Origin of the sequence: Pseudomonas sp. QL9, assembly GCF_041409665.1 — a bacterium.
GTDB lineage: Bacteria > Pseudomonadota > Gammaproteobacteria > Pseudomonadales > Pseudomonadaceae > Pseudomonas > Pseudomonas knackmussii.
In genome coordinates this window covers 1,607,830-1,621,914 of sequence record NZ_CP166971.1, presented here as the reverse complement: position 1 = coordinate 1,621,914, position 14,085 = coordinate 1,607,830, and the positions used below count along the sequence as shown (strand labels likewise).

Here is a 14,085-nt window from a genome sequence, read left to right as displayed (position 1 = left end):
CCGGCGCAGACCGGGTGAGGAGATACAGATGAGTTACCTGCTCGACCGCCTGCAGTTCTTCAAGAAGAAGCAGGGTGAATTCGCCGACGGCCATGGCGAGGTCAGCAACGAGAGCCGCGCCTGGGAGAACGGCTACCGGCAGCGCTGGCAGCACGACAAGATCGTGCGCTCCACCCATGGCGTGAACTGCACGGGCTCCTGCTCGTGGAAGATCTACGTGAAGAACGGCCTGATCACCTGGGAGACCCAGCAGACCGACTACCCGCGCACCCGCCCGGACCTGCCCAACCACGAACCGCGCGGCTGCCCGCGCGGGGCCAGCTACTCCTGGTACATCTACAGCGCCAACCGCCTCAAGTACCCGAAGGTGCGCAAGCCGCTGCTCAAGCTGTGGCGCGAGGCGCGCGCCGAGCATGGCGATCCGGTGAATGCCTGGGCGAGCATCGTCGAGGACGCCGCCAAGGCCAGGAGCTACAAGAGCGAGCGCGGCCTGGGCGGCTTCGTGCGCTCCAGCTGGGACGAGGTCACCGAGATCATCGCCGCGGCCAACGTCTACACGGCCAAGACCTACGGCCCGGACCGGGTCATCGGCTTCTCGCCGATCCCGGCCATGTCCATGGTCAGTTACGCCGCCGGGGCGCGTTACCTGTCGCTGATCGGCGGCGTGTGTCTGTCCTTCTACGACTGGTACTGCGACCTGCCTCCCGCGTCGCCCCAGGTCTGGGGCGAGCAGACCGACGTGCCGGAGTCTGCCGATTGGTACAACTCCAGCTACATCATCGCCTGGGGTTCCAACGTCCCGCAGACCCGCACCCCGGATGCGCACTTCTTCACCGAGGTCCGCTACAAGGGCACCAAGACCGTCGCCGTCACCCCGGACTACGCCGAGGTGGCCAAGCTCACCGACCTCTGGCTCAACCCCAAGCAGGGCACCGACGCCGCGCTGGGCATGGCCTTCGGGCATGTGATCCTGCGTGAATTCCACCTCGACCAGCCGCGCGCCTACTTCGTCGACTACTGCCGCCAGTACACCGACATGCCGATGCTGGTGCTGCTGGAGCCGCACGCCGAGGGCGCCTACAAGCCGACCCGCTACCTGCGCGCGGCTGACCTGGCGAACAACCTCGGCCAGGACAACAACCCCGAATGGAAGACCATCGCCCTGGACGAAACCAGCGGCGAGCTCGTCTCGCCCACCGGCGCCATCGGTTACCGCTGGGGCGAGTCGGGCAAATGGAACATCGAGGAGAAGGAGGGCGGTGCCCAGCGTGACACGAGCCTGGCGCTGACCCTGATCGACGGCCCGGAAAAGGCCTGCGACGTCGCCTTCCCCTACTTCGCCGGGCAGGAGCACCCGCACTTCCAGGGCGTGGCCAACGACGAGGTGCTGCTGCGCCGCGTGCCCTTCCGCGAATTCACCGGGGCCGACGGCAAGGTGCTGCGCGTGGCCACCGTCTACGACCTGCAGATGGCCAACTACAGCCTCGACCGCGGCCTGGGCGGCGCCAACGTGGCCCGTGGTTTCGACGATGCCGATACCCCCTACACCCCGGCCTGGCAGGAACGCATCACCGGCGTGCCGGCGGCGCGCGCCATCCAGGTGGCCCGCGAGTTCGCCGACAGCGCGGCCAAGACCCACGGCAAGGCCATGGTGATCATCGGCGCCGCGATGAACCACTGGTACCACATGGACATGAACTACCGCGCGGTCATCAACATGCTGATGATGTGCGGCTGCATCGGCCAGAGCGGCGGCGGCTGGGCGCATTACGTCGGCCAGGAGAAACTGCGCCCGCAGACCGGCTGGGTGCCGCTGGCCTTCGGCACCGACTGGAGCCGTCCGCCGCGGCAGATGAACGGCACCAGCTTCTTCTACCTGCACAGCTCGCAGTGGCGGCACGAAAAGCTGTCGATGCACGAAGTGCTCTCGCCACTGGCCGACAGCAAGGCATTCCCCGAGCACGCGCTGGACTACAACATCCGCGCCGAACGCATGGGCTGGCTGCCGTCAGCGCCGCAACTCGACCGCAACCCGCTGCGCATCGCCGCCGATGCCGCGGAGGCCGGGCTGCCGGTGCAGGACTACGTGGTACGCGAGCTCAAGGCCGGCAACCTGCGTTTCGCCAGCGAGTCGCCGGACGACCCGCAGAACTTCCCGCGCAACCTGTTCGTCTGGCGTTCCAACCTGCTGGGCAGCTCGGGCAAGGGCCACGAATACATGCTCAAGTACCTGCTCGGCGCGAAGAACGGCGTGATGAACGACGACCTCGGCAAGGCCGGCGGCCCGCGCCCGACCGAGGCCGACTGGGTGGAGCAGGGCGCCGAGGGCAAGCTCGACCTGGTCACCACCCTGGACTTCCGCATGTCGTCCACCTGCATGTACTCGGACATCGTCCTGCCCACAGCCACCTGGTACGAGAAGGACGACCTCAACACCTCCGACATGCACCCCTTCATCCACCCGCTGTCGGCTGCGACCGATCCGGCGTGGGAGGCGAAGAGCGACTGGGAGATCTACAAGGCCATCGCGAAGAAGTTCTCCGAAGTCGCCGTCGGCCACCTGGGCGTGGAGCAGGACCTGGTGACGGTGCCGCTGCTGCACGACACCGCGAATGAACTGGCGCAGCCCTTCGGCGGCAGCGACTGGAAGAAGGGCGAGTGCGAGCCCATGCCCGGCAAGACAATGCCGACGCTGCATGTGGTCGAGCGCGATTATCCGAACACCTACCGCAAGTTCACCTCCCTCGGCCCGTTGCTGGACAAGCTCGGCAATGGCGGCAAGGGCATCGGCTGGAACACCGAGAAGGAAGTGAAGCTGCTCGGCGAGCTCAATCACCGCGTCACCGAACCGGGCATCAGTGAAGGGCGCCCGCGCATCGAAAGCGCCATCGACGCCGCCGAGGTCATCCTCGCCCTGGCCCCGGAAACCAACGGCCAGGTCGCGGTGAAGGCCTGGGACGCGCTGGCGAAGATCACCGGCCGCGAGCACGCGCACCTGGCGCTGCCCAAGGAGGAGGAGAAGATCCGCTTCCGCGACGTCCAGGCGCAGCCGCGCAAGATCATCTCCAGCCCCACCTGGTCGGGCCTGGAAGACGAGCACGTCAGCTACAACGCCTGCTACACGAACGTCCACGAGATGATCCCGTGGCGCACCCTGACCGGCCGCCAGCAGTTCTACCAGGACCACCCCTGGATGCAGGCCTTCGGCGAGGGCTTCGTCAGCTACCGGCCGCCGGTGAACACCCGCAGCACCGACAAGCTGTTCGGCAAGAAGCCCAACGGCAACCCGGAAATCACCCTGAACTGGATCACCCCGCACCAGAAGTGGGGCATCCACTCCACCTACAGCGACAACCTGCTGATGCTCACCCTCTCGCGCGGCGGGCCGATCATCTGGCTCAGCGAGCATGACGCCAAACGCGCCGGGATCGAGGACAACGACTGGGTCGAGGTCTTCAACGCCAACGGCGCCGCCACCTGCCGCGCGGTGGTCAGCCAGCGGGTGAAGGATGGCATGGTGCTCATGTACCACGCCCAGGAACGCATCGTGAACGTGCCCGGCAGCGAGACCACCGGCACCCGCGGCGGCCACCACAACTCGGTGACCCGCGTGGTGCTCAAGCCCACCCACATGATCGGCGGCTACGCCCAGCAGGCCTGGGGCTTCAACTACTACGGCACCGTCGGCTGCAACCGCGACGAGTTCGTGGTGGTGCGCAAGATGAACAAGGTCGACTGGCTCGACGAGCCGCAGCACGGCGGCCTGGGCGGCGACGCCCTGCCACAGCCGCTGCCCCGGGACATTTGAGGAGAGACGCCATGAAAATTCGTTCGCAAGTCGGCATGGTGCTGAACCTCGACAAGTGCATCGGTTGCCATACCTGCTCGATCACCTGCAAGAACGTCTGGACCAGCCGCGAAGGCATGGAATACGCCTGGTTCAACAACGTCGAGACCAAGCCTGGCATCGGCTACCCGAAGGAGTGGGAGAACCAGGAGAAGTGGAAGGGCGGCTGGGTGCGCAACGCCGATGGCTCGATTACCCCGCGCATCGGCGGCAAGTTCCGGGTGCTGGCGAACCTCTTCGCCAACCCCGACCTGCCGGAGATCGACGACTACTACGAGCCCTTCGACTTCGACTACCAGCACCTGCACACCGCGCCCAAGGCGCAGCACCAGCCGGTCGCCCGCCCGCGTTCGCTGGTCAGTGGCCAGCGCATGCAGAAGATCGAGTGGGGCCCGAACTGGGAGGAAATCCTCGGCACCGAGTTCGCCAAGCGGCGCAAGGACAAGAACTTCGACCAGGTGCAGGCGGACATCTACGGCGAGTACGAAAACACTTTCATGATGTACCTGCCGCGCCTGTGCGAGCACTGCCTGAACCCGGCGTGCGTGGCCTCGTGCCCGAGCGGCGCGATCTACAAGCGCGAGGAGGACGGCATCGTCCTGATCGACCAGGACAAGTGCCGCGGCTGGCGCATGTGCATCAGCGGCTGCCCGTACAAGAAGATCTACTTCAACTGGAAGAGCGGCAAATCCGAGAAGTGCATCTTCTGCTACCCGCGTATCGAGGCCGGCCAGCCGACCGTCTGTTCGGAGACCTGCGTGGGGCGTATCCGTTACCTCGGCGTGCTGCTCTACGACGCGGACCGCATCCATGAAGTGGCCAGCTGCGCCGACGAGCGCGAGCTGTACCGCAAGCAGCTGGAAATCTTCCTCGACCCGTTCGACCCGAAGGTGATCGAGCAGGCGCGCAAGGATGGCGTGCCGGACAGCGTCATCGAGTCCGCGCAGAAGTCGCCGGTGTACAAGCTGGCGATGGACTGGAAGCTGGCGCTGCCGCTGCACCCGGAATACCGCACGCTGCCGATGGTCTGGTACGTGCCGCCGCTGTCGCCGATCCAGAACGCCGCTGCCGAAGGCCACATCGGCAGCGACGGGGTGATCCCCGACGTCGAGTCCCTGCGCATCCCCGTGCAGTACCTGGCCAACCTGCTGACCGCCGGCGACACCGAGCCGGTGCTGCTGGCGCTCAAGCGGCTGCTGGCGATGCGCGCCTACAAGCGTGCCGAGCACGTGGAAGGCAAGCAGGACCTGGAGGTGCTGAAACAGGTCGGCCTGTCAGTGGCGCAGGTGGAAGAGATGTACCGCTACCTGGCAATCGCCAACTACGAGGACCGCTTCGTCATCCCCACCGCGCACCGCGAGGAAGCGCTGTCGGATGCCTTCGCCGAACGCTCCGGCTGCGGTTTCAGCTTCGGCAACGGCTGTTCGGGCAACTCCGGGGTGAACCTGTTCGGCGGCAAGCCGGTGGACCAACGGAACGTCATCCAGACCGTGCAGATTCAGGAGTGAACGCCATGCATAGCCCATTGCTGAAGCTCAGTGCACTGCTGCTGGACTACCCGCGCAGCGAACTGCGCGAGGAAAGCCTGGCGCTGCACGCGCTGATCCGCACCCTGGACCTCCCCGAAGCGCAGCGCGACGGTCTCGCCGCGCTGCTCGGCGAACTCTGCCAGGGCGACCTGCTGGACGTGCAGGCCCGCTACGACGGTCTGTTCGAACGCGGCCGCTCGGTCTCGCTGCTGCTCTTCGAGCACGTCCACGGCGAGTCCCGCGACCGTGGCCAGGCGATGGTCGACCTGCTGGACCGCTATACCCGTGCGGGCCTGGCCATCGACGTCAACGAGCTGCCGGACTACCTGCCGCTGTACCTGGAGTTCCTCGCCCTGCAGGACGCCGATGCGGCGCGCGCGGGCCTCGCCGAGGTGGCGCACATCCTCGCCCTGCTGGCGGCGCGCCTGGACGAACGGGGCAGCGCCTACGCGGCGATCTTCCACGCGCTGCTGGAGCTGTCCGGCGAGCGCCCGGACCTGTCCCTCCTTCAGCGCGACCGCGAGCAGGAGGCCCGCGACGACAGCCTGGAAGCCCTGGACAAGGCCTGGGAGGAGACCCCGGTGAGCTTCACCGAGCCCGCCGCCGGTTGCCCCTCCTCCAGCGTGCGGCGGCCGTCCGCCGCCCTCGAACAACCCCTGCAATGGGTCGCCCAGCCGGTGCCGCCGCGCCGGGCGGCCGGCCAAGGAGCCTGATCATGTCGTTCAACACCCTCGTCTTCGGGGTCTACCCCTATGTCGCGCTGCTGGTCTGCCTGGTGGGCAGCTGGGCGCGCTTCGACCTCGCGCAATACACCTGGAAGGCCGGCTCCAGCCAGATGCTGAGCAAGAAGGGCATGCGCGTGTACAGCAACCTGTTCCACATCGGCGTGCTGTTCATCCTCGCCGGCCACTTCGTCGGGCTGCTGACCCCGCACGCGGTCTACGAGCATGTGATCAGCACCGAGCACAAGCAGCTGCTGGCGATGGTTTCCGGTGGCTTCTTCGGGCTGCTCTGCTTCATCGGCCTGACCGGACTGATCCTCCGTCGCCTGACCGACGCCCGCGTGCGCGCCACCGGCAATGCCTCGGACCTGATGATCCTGCTGGTGCTCTACGCGCAACTGATCCTCGGCCTGTCCACCATAGTCGCCTCCACCCACCACCTCGATGGTTCGGTGATGGTCCTGCTGGCCGACTGGGCGCAGTCCATCGTGACCCTGCAGCCGCTGGCGGCGGCCGAAGCCATCGCGCCGGTATCGCTGGTCTACAAGCTGCACGTGGGCCTGGGCCTGACCCTGTTCGTGCTGTTCCCCTTCACCCGGCTGGTGCACATCGTCAGCGCCCCGGTGTGGTACTTCGGGCGGCGCTACCAGGTGGTCCGCCAGAAGCGCCGCGTGGCATGAGAAATCGCCAAACCGTAGGGCGCATAAGCACGAAGTGCTTATGCGCCAATCGGAGGAAATCCCGATGAGTTGCTCCCACTACGAACAGCGGGTCGAGCACGTCGACCTGCCGACGCTCGCGGTCAACGGCGTCGCCATCGCCGCGGACGAACTGGCCCGTGAGCTGCAATACCATCCCGCCGCCAGCCAGGGCGAAGCGTTGCACGCCGCCTCCCGGGCGCTGGTGGTGCGCCAGCTGCTCTTGCAACGCGCCGAGTCGCTGGCGATCGGCGCCGAAGCGGAGGAGGGCGAGGTTGCCGAAGAGGCCCGCATCCGCACCCTGATCGAGCGCGAAGTCGAGGTGCCGGAGGCGGACGAAGCCAGCTGCCGGCAGTGGTACGCCGCCAACCCGGCGCGTCTTGCGAGCCCGTGGCGGATGCGTCTGCGCCACGTCCTGCTGGCCTGCGCGCCGGATGACCTGGACGGCCGCGCAAAGGCGCGCGAGCAGGCCGAGGCGCTGCTCGCCGAACTGCGCGAACACCCCGAGCGCTTCGCCGAGAAGGCCATGCGCTTCTCCGCCTGCCCGTCGAAGGACGACGGCGGGGAGCTGGGCTGGATCGAGCCGGGCCAGACCGTCCCCGAGTTCGAGAGGCGCCTGTTGCGCGAGGCGCCGGGTCTGCTGGTTCATCCGCTGGAAAGCCGCTACGGCCTGCATGTGGTGGAACTGCTGGCCCGCGAGGGCGGGGAGCCGCTGGCCTTTGAAGAGGCCCACCCGCGCATCGCCGCCTACCTGCGCGCCCAGGTGCTGCAGCGCGCGGTGAGCCAATACATCGCGGTGCTGGCCGGCGAGGCGCGGATCGAGGGCTTCGCCTTTGCGGTGGCGGACTCGCCGCTGGTGCAATGACCATGGCCGAATGGATCGATGGCCAGGGGCGCCGGATCGACTACCTGCGCCTTTCGCTGACCGACCGCTGCGACTTCCGCTGCGTCTACTGCATGGCCGAGGACGTTCGCTTCCTGCCGCGCCAGCAGGTGCTGACCCTCGAAGAGATCGAGCGCGTGGCCAGGCTGTTCGTCGAAGGCGGGGTACGCAAGCTGCGCCTCACCGGCGGCGAGCCGCTGGTGCGGCCGGGCATCGTCGGCCTCTGCGAGCGCCTCGCCGCGCTGCCGGGCCTGCGCGAGTTGTGCATGACCAGCAACGGCTCGCAACTGGCCCGCTATGCGCGCGACCTGCATGCGGCAGGCCTGTCGCGCTTGAACATCAGCCTGGACACCCTGGACCCGAAGCGCTTCCAGGCCATCACCCGCACCGGCCGCCTCGAGCAGGTGCTGGCAGGCATCGCGGCGGCGCAGGCGGCGGGCTTCGAGCGCATCAAGCTCAACTGCGTGGTGATGAAGGGGCGCAATGCCGACGAAGTGCAGGCGCTAGTCGATTTCGCCATCGCCAACCGCCTGGACATCAGCTTCATCGAGGAAATGCCCCTGGGCGCGGTCGGCGGCGAGCGCCAGGAGCGCTTCTGCTCCAGCGACGAGGTGCGCGCGCTGATCGCCGAGCGCCACGAGCTGCTGGACAGCGCCGAGCACAGTGGCGGTCCGGCGCGCTACGTGCGACTAGCCGGCCATCCCGGCACGCGGATCGGCTTCATCTCGCCGCACTCCCACAACTTCTGCGCCACCTGCAACCGCCTGCGCCTGACCGCCGAGGGACGCCTGCTGCTGTGCCTGGGCCAGGAGCATTCGCTGGACCTGCGCGGCCTGCTGCGCCGCCATCCGCTGCACGACGAGCCCCTCCGCGCGGCCGTCCTTGGGGCCCTGCAGCGCAAGCCGGCGGGGCACGAGTTCGGCGTTAATGACGGCGTGCAGGTGCTGCGCTTCATGAATCTCAGCGGCGGCTGAGCACTCTGCGCGGCGAGCCCGCCGCGTATTCCCCGGAAAGGAAAAGGCCCCGGCGACATGAGCGATTCGCCGGGGCTCGGCGCATCCTGCGCCGCCAATACCGTGATGGAAGAAAGATCGATGAGGCCGCGAACCCTCCCTATGGCTGTCGTTGCTGGGCAGCCTACGGCTCCGTAGCCATCGTCGGCATCCCTCGCAGGAGATAGTCCGGGGTAGGCAAAGGGGATGCGCCGTGCGGTCGCGGGGCCATTGACGAGTTGTACTTTTTAGTCCAGATTGGATTTTAAGTTTACGGCGCCTTCCACGTAGACGAAGAACAACAAGACAGTCGCCTGGGTTAGAGCAAGGCAATGCTGCAGCGGCGCGGTGCGTCGCGTTCCCCGGACGAGGTTTTCACTGCCAGACGGACGCCGGCTTGCCCGACGTCGCCGAACCACGCCACGGAGTTCAACGATGAGTCAGAAATCCCTGTTGGGCGGCCTGCTGCTCGCCCTGCTGGCCAGCACCGCCCACGCCGACCAGGCCCCCCTGCGCATTGGTATCGAAGCGGCCTATCCGCCCTTCGCCTTCAAGACCCCCGACGGCGGCATCGCCGGCTTCGACTACGACATCGGCAACGCCCTGTGCGCGCAGATGCAGCGCAAGTGCCAGTGGGTCGAGCAGGAATACGACGGCCTGATCCCCTCGCTGAAGGTGCGCAAGATCGATGCCGCGCTGTCCTCGATCACCATCACCGAAGAGCGCAAGCACTCGGTCGACTTCACCCACAAGTACTACTTCAGCCCGGGCCGCCTGGTAATGAAGGAAGGCAGCCAGCTGGACGACCAGTTCAGCCAGCTCAAGGGCAAGAACATCGGCGTGCAGCGCGGCTCCACCGCCGACAACTTCGCCACCACCGTGCTGGCCAAGTCCGGCGCCAACGTGGTGCGCTACACCAGCCAGGACGAGATCTACCTCGACCTGCTCGCTGGCCGCCTGGACGGCACCTTCGCCGACGCCATCCCGCTGCAGATCGGCTTCCTCGACACCCCGCGCGGCAAGGGCTACGCCTTCATCGGCCCGGAGTTCAAGGACCCGAAATTCTTCGGCGAGGGCGCCGGCATCGCGGTGCGCAAGGGCAACACCGAGCTGGTCAACCAGCTCAACAGCGCCATCGACGCCCTGCGCGCCAACGGCAAGTACAAGGAAATCGAAGGCAAGTACTTCAAGAACGACATCTACGGCGACTGATCCCCGCGCCGATGAAACAGGCCGCCTTCGGGCGGCCTTTTTCGTTGTGGCGAGAAAGGGGCCTTTGTAGGAGCGGACCTCACCTTTCCGTCATCCCCGCGAACGCGGGGACCCAGATAACCATTCGCGGTTATACGCCTCTGCCGCACGAAACGGCGGATAACCCCCTTGGGGTTATTCGCCCTACTGACTCGGCATTTGTGCCGTGCAGTTCGCGAGCAAGCTCGCTCCTACGAAAAGCGCATACGCGCTTCGCTCTTGGGACTTCCAGAGAAATGTCCGCGCACTCCGGACTGCCCCTTACAGAAGGCCGAGCTAAGCCCATGCAGAGGAGGTCATGCGACATGGATGTCGCAAGAGCCGTCGTGAGTACAGGGACGTGCTCTCGACGGCGGGCCTCCGGGTGCGTGGGAATGTGCGAGGGAAGTCCGGCTTGCCGGACCCGTATGTCGGGGCAAGACTTTTTGGTTCCTTTTGTGGCGTTTGACAAAAGGGACTCGCCGAGAGGCGAAACAAGAAATCTCAGAACACGCCGAAGCGGCGCAGTAACTCCCAAGCCAACCGAGCTTCTGGATCCCCGCGTTCGCGGGGACGACGGGGGTAAGGATCGGAGCTAGGTCAGGTTCGCGAGCAAGCTCGCTCCTACAGAAGCGGCGAGCAGAGGGCCGTTGTCAGGCCTCTTCCTTCAATTCCTTGAGGTGCTTGTACACGGTCGCGCGGCCCATGTTCAGGACGTTGGCCACGTAGTTGGCCGCGCTCTTGCCCTTGAAGGCGCCCTCGGCGTGCAGGGCCAGGACCAGTTCGCGCTTGTGCTCGCGGGTCAGGGTGTTCAGGGCCAGCTGGCGCTGGCGCAGCCAGCCGTGCAGGAAGGTGTTGATGCGCTCCTGCCAGTCGTCGCGGAACAGCGCGTCCGGCTGCGGGATGACCTTGCTCGAGGAGAGGAACAGGTCCAGCGCCGCCTTGGCGGTCTCGAACAGGGTGATGTTGAGGTTGATGCAGAGCACGGCGATGGGCTTGCCCTTGGCGTCGTGCAGCACCGTGCTCATCGAGCGGATCTTCTGCCCGTCCCAGTTGAGCTTCTCGTAGGGCCCGATGTTGCGCTCTTCCTCGCCGCCTTCGAGCATGTCTTCCAGCGCCGAGTCGTCGCCGATCTCGCGCTTGGAGAGGTTATTGGCGATGTAGGCCACGCGCTGGCTGCCCAGGTCGTGGATGACCACCTCGGCGTGGGGGAAGAACAGCGTGGCGATGGCGTCGGCGATCGCCTTGTAGTTGTCGAGCGGGTCTGCGGCGGTCATGGACGAGGTTCTCGCGGCGAAGGGCCGGGCGGGCGCAGGCGAGTGTGCCGCATGCGCCGCCCGGCTGTCACGGTTCAGCGGGGCAGGCGCGCCGGCGACAGCATGGCCTCGCTCAGACCGTTGCTTGCGAGGTGCTCGGGCAGCGCCTCGCCACGGATCAGCGCGGCGCTGGCCGCGCCCATCGCCGCCGAGGTCTGAATGCCATAGCCGCCCTGGCCGGCGACCCAGTAGAAGCCGGGCGTCTGCGGGTCGTAGCCGGACACCAGGTCGCCGTCGGCGAAGAACGAGCGCAGGCCGGCCCAGGTGTGGCTCGGGCGGCGGATGCTGAGGGTGGTGTGCTCCTCGATCTGGTAGATGCCCATGGCGATGTCCAGCTCTTCGGGTTGCACGTCGTGCGCATCCACCGGGTCGGCATTGCACGGCGAGCCGAGCAGCGCGCCGGCGTCGGGCTTGCAGTAGAAGGACTCGTCGAGGCTGACCAGCATCGGCCAGCGATGGGTGTCCAGGCCTTCGGGAGCTGCGAAGAGGAAGGCCGCTCGGCGCTTGGGCTGCAGGCCCAGGGGCGCGACCCCGGCGAGTTCGGCGAGCTTGTCGCACCAGCCGCCGGCGGCATTCACCAGCACCTTCGCGCGGAAAGTCTGCTGTGTGGTGCGCACTTCCCATTGGCCGTCGATGCGGGCGACCGCCAGCACTTCGCTGTCGAAGTGGATGCTACCGCCGCTGCGGCGGATGCCGCGCAGGTAGCCTTGCAGCAGGCCGTCGGTATCGATGTCGGCGGCGGTCGGGTCGAGCATCGCGCCGTGGACCTTCTCGCGACGCAGCACCGGGATGATCGCGCAGGCTTCGTCGACGCTGAGCATCTGCATTTCCGGCACGCTGGCGCGGGCGCTGTCGAATTGCCGTTGCAGTTCCTCGGGATTGCCCTCGAAATCCACGGTCATCTCGCCGCGCGGGGTGAGGATCGGGTGTTCGGCGAAGCCCTCGGGTGGGCTGTCGAAGAAGGCCCGGCTGGCGGCGGTCAGCGCGCGCACCTGGGGCGTGCCGTAGGCCACCGTGTAGAGCGCCGCCGAGCGGCCGGTGGAGTGGTAGCCGGCGTGGGATTCGCGTTCGAGCACGGCAACCTTGCCGTGGGGCGCGAGGAAGTAGCCGGTGGATGCGCCGGCGATGCCGGCGCCGACGATGAGGTAATCGACTTCGATCATGGCGTGCTCCCGTGCGGGTCAGGCGTCGTGCTGGGAAAGATGGTAGAGCGCGTTGGCCAGGGCGACGTCTTCCAGGCCCAGGCCGATGGAGCGGAAGAACGCGTGGCGCTGGTAGTCCGGGCGCGCGGCGGCGCCGCTGAGCAGTTCCGGCAGGTCGCCGCGAATACGGGTGGCGTCCCAGCCGTGCTGTTCGCTGGCCAGGCGCATCTCGCCGGCGGCGGCCGGGGTGGTGGCGCGGTAGTCGCAGTACACGTCCATGCCCGGGAGCGACGCCGGCGGCACTTCATGGGCGCGGGCGACGTTGGTGCTGATCGAGGTGATCAGTGCCGGCTTGCTCAGGCTGGTCGGGTCGAGCACTGGGGTGCCGGAGGAGGTGCAGAGCAGGACGACGTCGGCATCGGCTACCGCTTCGGCGACGCTGGCGGCGGATTCGGCCCGGGTGTCGATGGCGCGGAAGGCGGCCAGCTTGTCGGCGTCCAGCTGCGGCGAATGCACGCGGATGGACTGCCAGTCACGCAGGTCGGCGACGTAGCGAAGGTGTGCCAGCGCAACCGCGCCGCTGCCGATGATCGCCAGGCGCGCGGCATCGCTCTTGGCCAGGGCCTCGACGGCGACCGCGGTGGTAGCGGCGGTGCGCGCAGTGGTCAGGCTACCTGCGTCGCACAGCAGCAGCGGCTGGCCGGTCTGCATGGACATCAGCAGGCTCCAGGCGGTGACTAGCGACTTAGGCTGGCGAACGATGTACGGCGAAGTCTTTACGCCGTACACGCCCTGGCTGGCGAGCACGCCGAGGTAATTGATGAAGTCGCCGCCGCCACCGGGGAATTCCACCAGTTGCTGGGGCGGCTGAACCGCCTGGCCGGCGGCCAGCTCGCGGAACATGTCGCGCATGGCCTGGCGCACATCGACGCGGGCGAGCAGGCGCTCGGCGTCGGCCTGGTTGAGGATTCGGGGCGAGGTGGCGGACATGGCAGGGCTCCGGAATGGATTAATTTGTCCATTCTGGACTCTGTTGTATCTATCGGCAAGCGCGGTTGGTCAGACGGCTTTTATGTAGGAGCGAGGGGGACGCCTGGTTCTTGCTCGCGAACGAGTCCGCTGCGGGCTTTGTTCGCGAGCAAGCTCGCTCCTACGAAGAACGACCCTAGAGCTTGAACTGCGCCACCAACGCTTCCTGGCTGCCGGCCACGCGGCGCAGGTGCTCGCCGCAATCGCGGGTGTGCGCGGCGGTCTTGCGGTTTTCCGCGGTCATGTCGCTCAGGCGGTGCATGTGCTGGTTGACCTCCTGGGTGGTGCTGGCCTGCTGTTCGGCCGCCGCGGCGATCTGGAAGGCCATGGCGTGCACGCCTTGCAGCGACTGGTCGAGGGCGCCGAGGGATTCGAGCACCGCCTGGGTGTCGTGCTCCAGCGTGCGAGCTTGGTCGCTGGCGCCCTGCATGCTGCTCTGCGCCTCGTCGGACGACTCGCCGAGGGTGCCGACGATGGCGACGATCTCGTCGGTCGCGCTGCGGGTGCGCATGGCCAGGCTGCGCACCTCGTCGGCGACCACCGCGAAACCGCGACCTTGTTCGCCGGCGCGTGCGGCCTCGATGGCGGCGTTGAGGGCGAGCAGGTTGGTCTGTTCGGCGATAGCGCGGATCACCTCCAGCACCGAGTTGATCTGCTGGCTGTCGCCGGCCAGGGCGTGCACCACCTGGTCCGCGCG

Annotated in this window: 10 protein-coding genes and 1 pseudogene; 7 read left to right on the top strand and 4 right to left on the bottom strand. The window is 67.2% G+C overall.

Annotated features, from left to right (window positions below):
- Positions 1-28 precede the first annotated feature (28 nt).
- From ACA097_RS07655 to ACA097_RS07625, 7 genes are all read left to right on the top strand, one after another.
- Positions 29-3,808 carry a nitrate reductase subunit alpha gene (locus tag ACA097_RS07655; RefSeq protein WP_371369495.1) on the top strand — a complete coding sequence of 1,260 codons (3,780 nt, stop codon included), beginning with the start codon at positions 29-31 and terminating at the stop codon, positions 3,806-3,808.
- A gap of 11 nt (positions 3,809-3,819) precedes the next feature.
- A complete protein-coding gene (narH, locus tag ACA097_RS07650; RefSeq protein WP_371369493.1) occupies positions 3,820-5,355 on the top strand; it encodes a nitrate reductase subunit beta in 1,536 nt (511 codons plus the stop codon).
- Between the two features lie 5 nt (positions 5,356-5,360).
- Positions 5,361-6,089 carry a nitrate reductase molybdenum cofactor assembly chaperone gene (narJ, locus tag ACA097_RS07645; RefSeq protein ID WP_371369491.1) on the top strand — a complete coding sequence of 243 codons (729 nt, stop codon included), beginning with the start codon at positions 5,361-5,363 and terminating at the stop codon, positions 6,087-6,089.
- A 2-nt stretch (positions 6,090-6,091) separates the two neighbouring features.
- Positions 6,092-6,778, top strand: a complete 687-nt coding sequence (narI, locus tag ACA097_RS07640; protein ID WP_043249495.1) for a respiratory nitrate reductase subunit gamma — start codon at positions 6,092-6,094, stop codon at positions 6,776-6,778.
- Between the two features lie 64 nt (positions 6,779-6,842).
- A complete protein-coding gene (locus ACA097_RS07635) occupies positions 6,843-7,661 on the top strand; it encodes a peptidylprolyl isomerase (RefSeq protein ID WP_371369488.1) in 819 nt (272 codons plus the stop codon).
- A 2-nt stretch (positions 7,662-7,663) separates the two neighbouring features.
- Positions 7,664-8,653, top strand: a complete 990-nt coding sequence (gene moaA / locus ACA097_RS07630) for a GTP 3',8-cyclase MoaA (RefSeq protein WP_371369486.1) — start codon at positions 7,664-7,666, stop codon at positions 8,651-8,653.
- A gap of 453 nt (positions 8,654-9,106) precedes the next feature.
- The gene (locus tag ACA097_RS07625; protein ID WP_043249498.1) at positions 9,107-9,883 is read left to right on the top strand and encodes an ABC transporter substrate-binding protein; all 777 of its coding nucleotides are present in this window, start codon (positions 9,107-9,109) and stop codon (positions 9,881-9,883) included.
- A 671-nt stretch (positions 9,884-10,554) separates the two neighbouring features.
- On the opposite strand, the gene ACA097_RS07620 is transcribed toward ACA097_RS07625, so the two are convergent.
- The 4 genes and pseudogenes from ACA097_RS07620 to ACA097_RS07605 all read right to left on the bottom strand — a co-directional run.
- Positions 10,555-11,178, bottom strand: a complete 624-nt coding sequence (locus ACA097_RS07620) for a transcriptional regulator (protein WP_043249499.1) — start codon at positions 11,176-11,178, stop codon at positions 10,555-10,557.
- A 74-nt stretch (positions 11,179-11,252) separates the two neighbouring features.
- Positions 11,253-12,380, bottom strand: coding sequence for an NAD(P)/FAD-dependent oxidoreductase (locus ACA097_RS07615; protein ID WP_371369484.1), 1,128 nt, complete (start codon positions 12,378-12,380; stop codon positions 11,253-11,255).
- An 18-nt stretch (positions 12,381-12,398) separates the two neighbouring features.
- The gene (locus ACA097_RS07610) at positions 12,399-13,349 is read right to left on the bottom strand and encodes an ornithine cyclodeaminase family protein (protein WP_371369482.1); all 951 of its coding nucleotides are present in this window, start codon (positions 13,347-13,349) and stop codon (positions 12,399-12,401) included.
- A 175-nt stretch (positions 13,350-13,524) separates the two neighbouring features.
- Positions 13,525-14,031 (bottom strand): annotated as a pseudogene (locus tag ACA097_RS07605) (methyl-accepting chemotaxis protein); the annotation flags it as partial.
- Positions 14,032-14,085: the final 54 nt, after the last annotated feature.

Excerpts from the sequence above, each read along its gene's own strand:
- ACA097_RS07655 (WP_371369495.1), top strand. The coding sequence starts at position 29 with ATGAGTTACCTGCTCGACCGCCTGCAGTTCTTCAAGAAGAAGCAGGGT.
- narH (WP_371369493.1), top strand. The coding sequence starts at position 3,820 with ATGAAAATTCGTTCGCAAGTCGGCATGGTGCTGAACCTCGACAAGTGC.
- narJ (WP_371369491.1), top strand. The coding sequence starts at position 5,361 with ATGCATAGCCCATTGCTGAAGCTCAGTGCACTGCTGCTGGACTACCCG.
- narI (WP_043249495.1), top strand. The coding sequence starts at position 6,092 with ATGTCGTTCAACACCCTCGTCTTCGGGGTCTACCCCTATGTCGCGCTG.
- ACA097_RS07635 (WP_371369488.1), top strand. The coding sequence starts at position 6,843 with ATGAGTTGCTCCCACTACGAACAGCGGGTCGAGCACGTCGACCTGCCG.
- moaA (WP_371369486.1), top strand. The coding sequence starts at position 7,664 with ATGGCCGAATGGATCGATGGCCAGGGGCGCCGGATCGACTACCTGCGC.
- ACA097_RS07625 (WP_043249498.1), top strand. The coding sequence starts at position 9,107 with ATGAGTCAGAAATCCCTGTTGGGCGGCCTGCTGCTCGCCCTGCTGGCC.
- ACA097_RS07620 (WP_043249499.1), bottom strand. The coding sequence starts at position 11,178 with ATGACCGCCGCAGACCCGCTCGACAACTACAAGGCGATCGCCGACGCC.
- ACA097_RS07615 (WP_371369484.1), bottom strand. The coding sequence starts at position 12,380 with ATGATCGAAGTCGATTACCTCATCGTCGGCGCCGGCATCGCCGGCGCA.
- ACA097_RS07610 (WP_371369482.1), bottom strand. The coding sequence starts at position 13,349 with ATGTCCGCCACCTCGCCCCGAATCCTCAACCAGGCCGACGCCGAGCGC.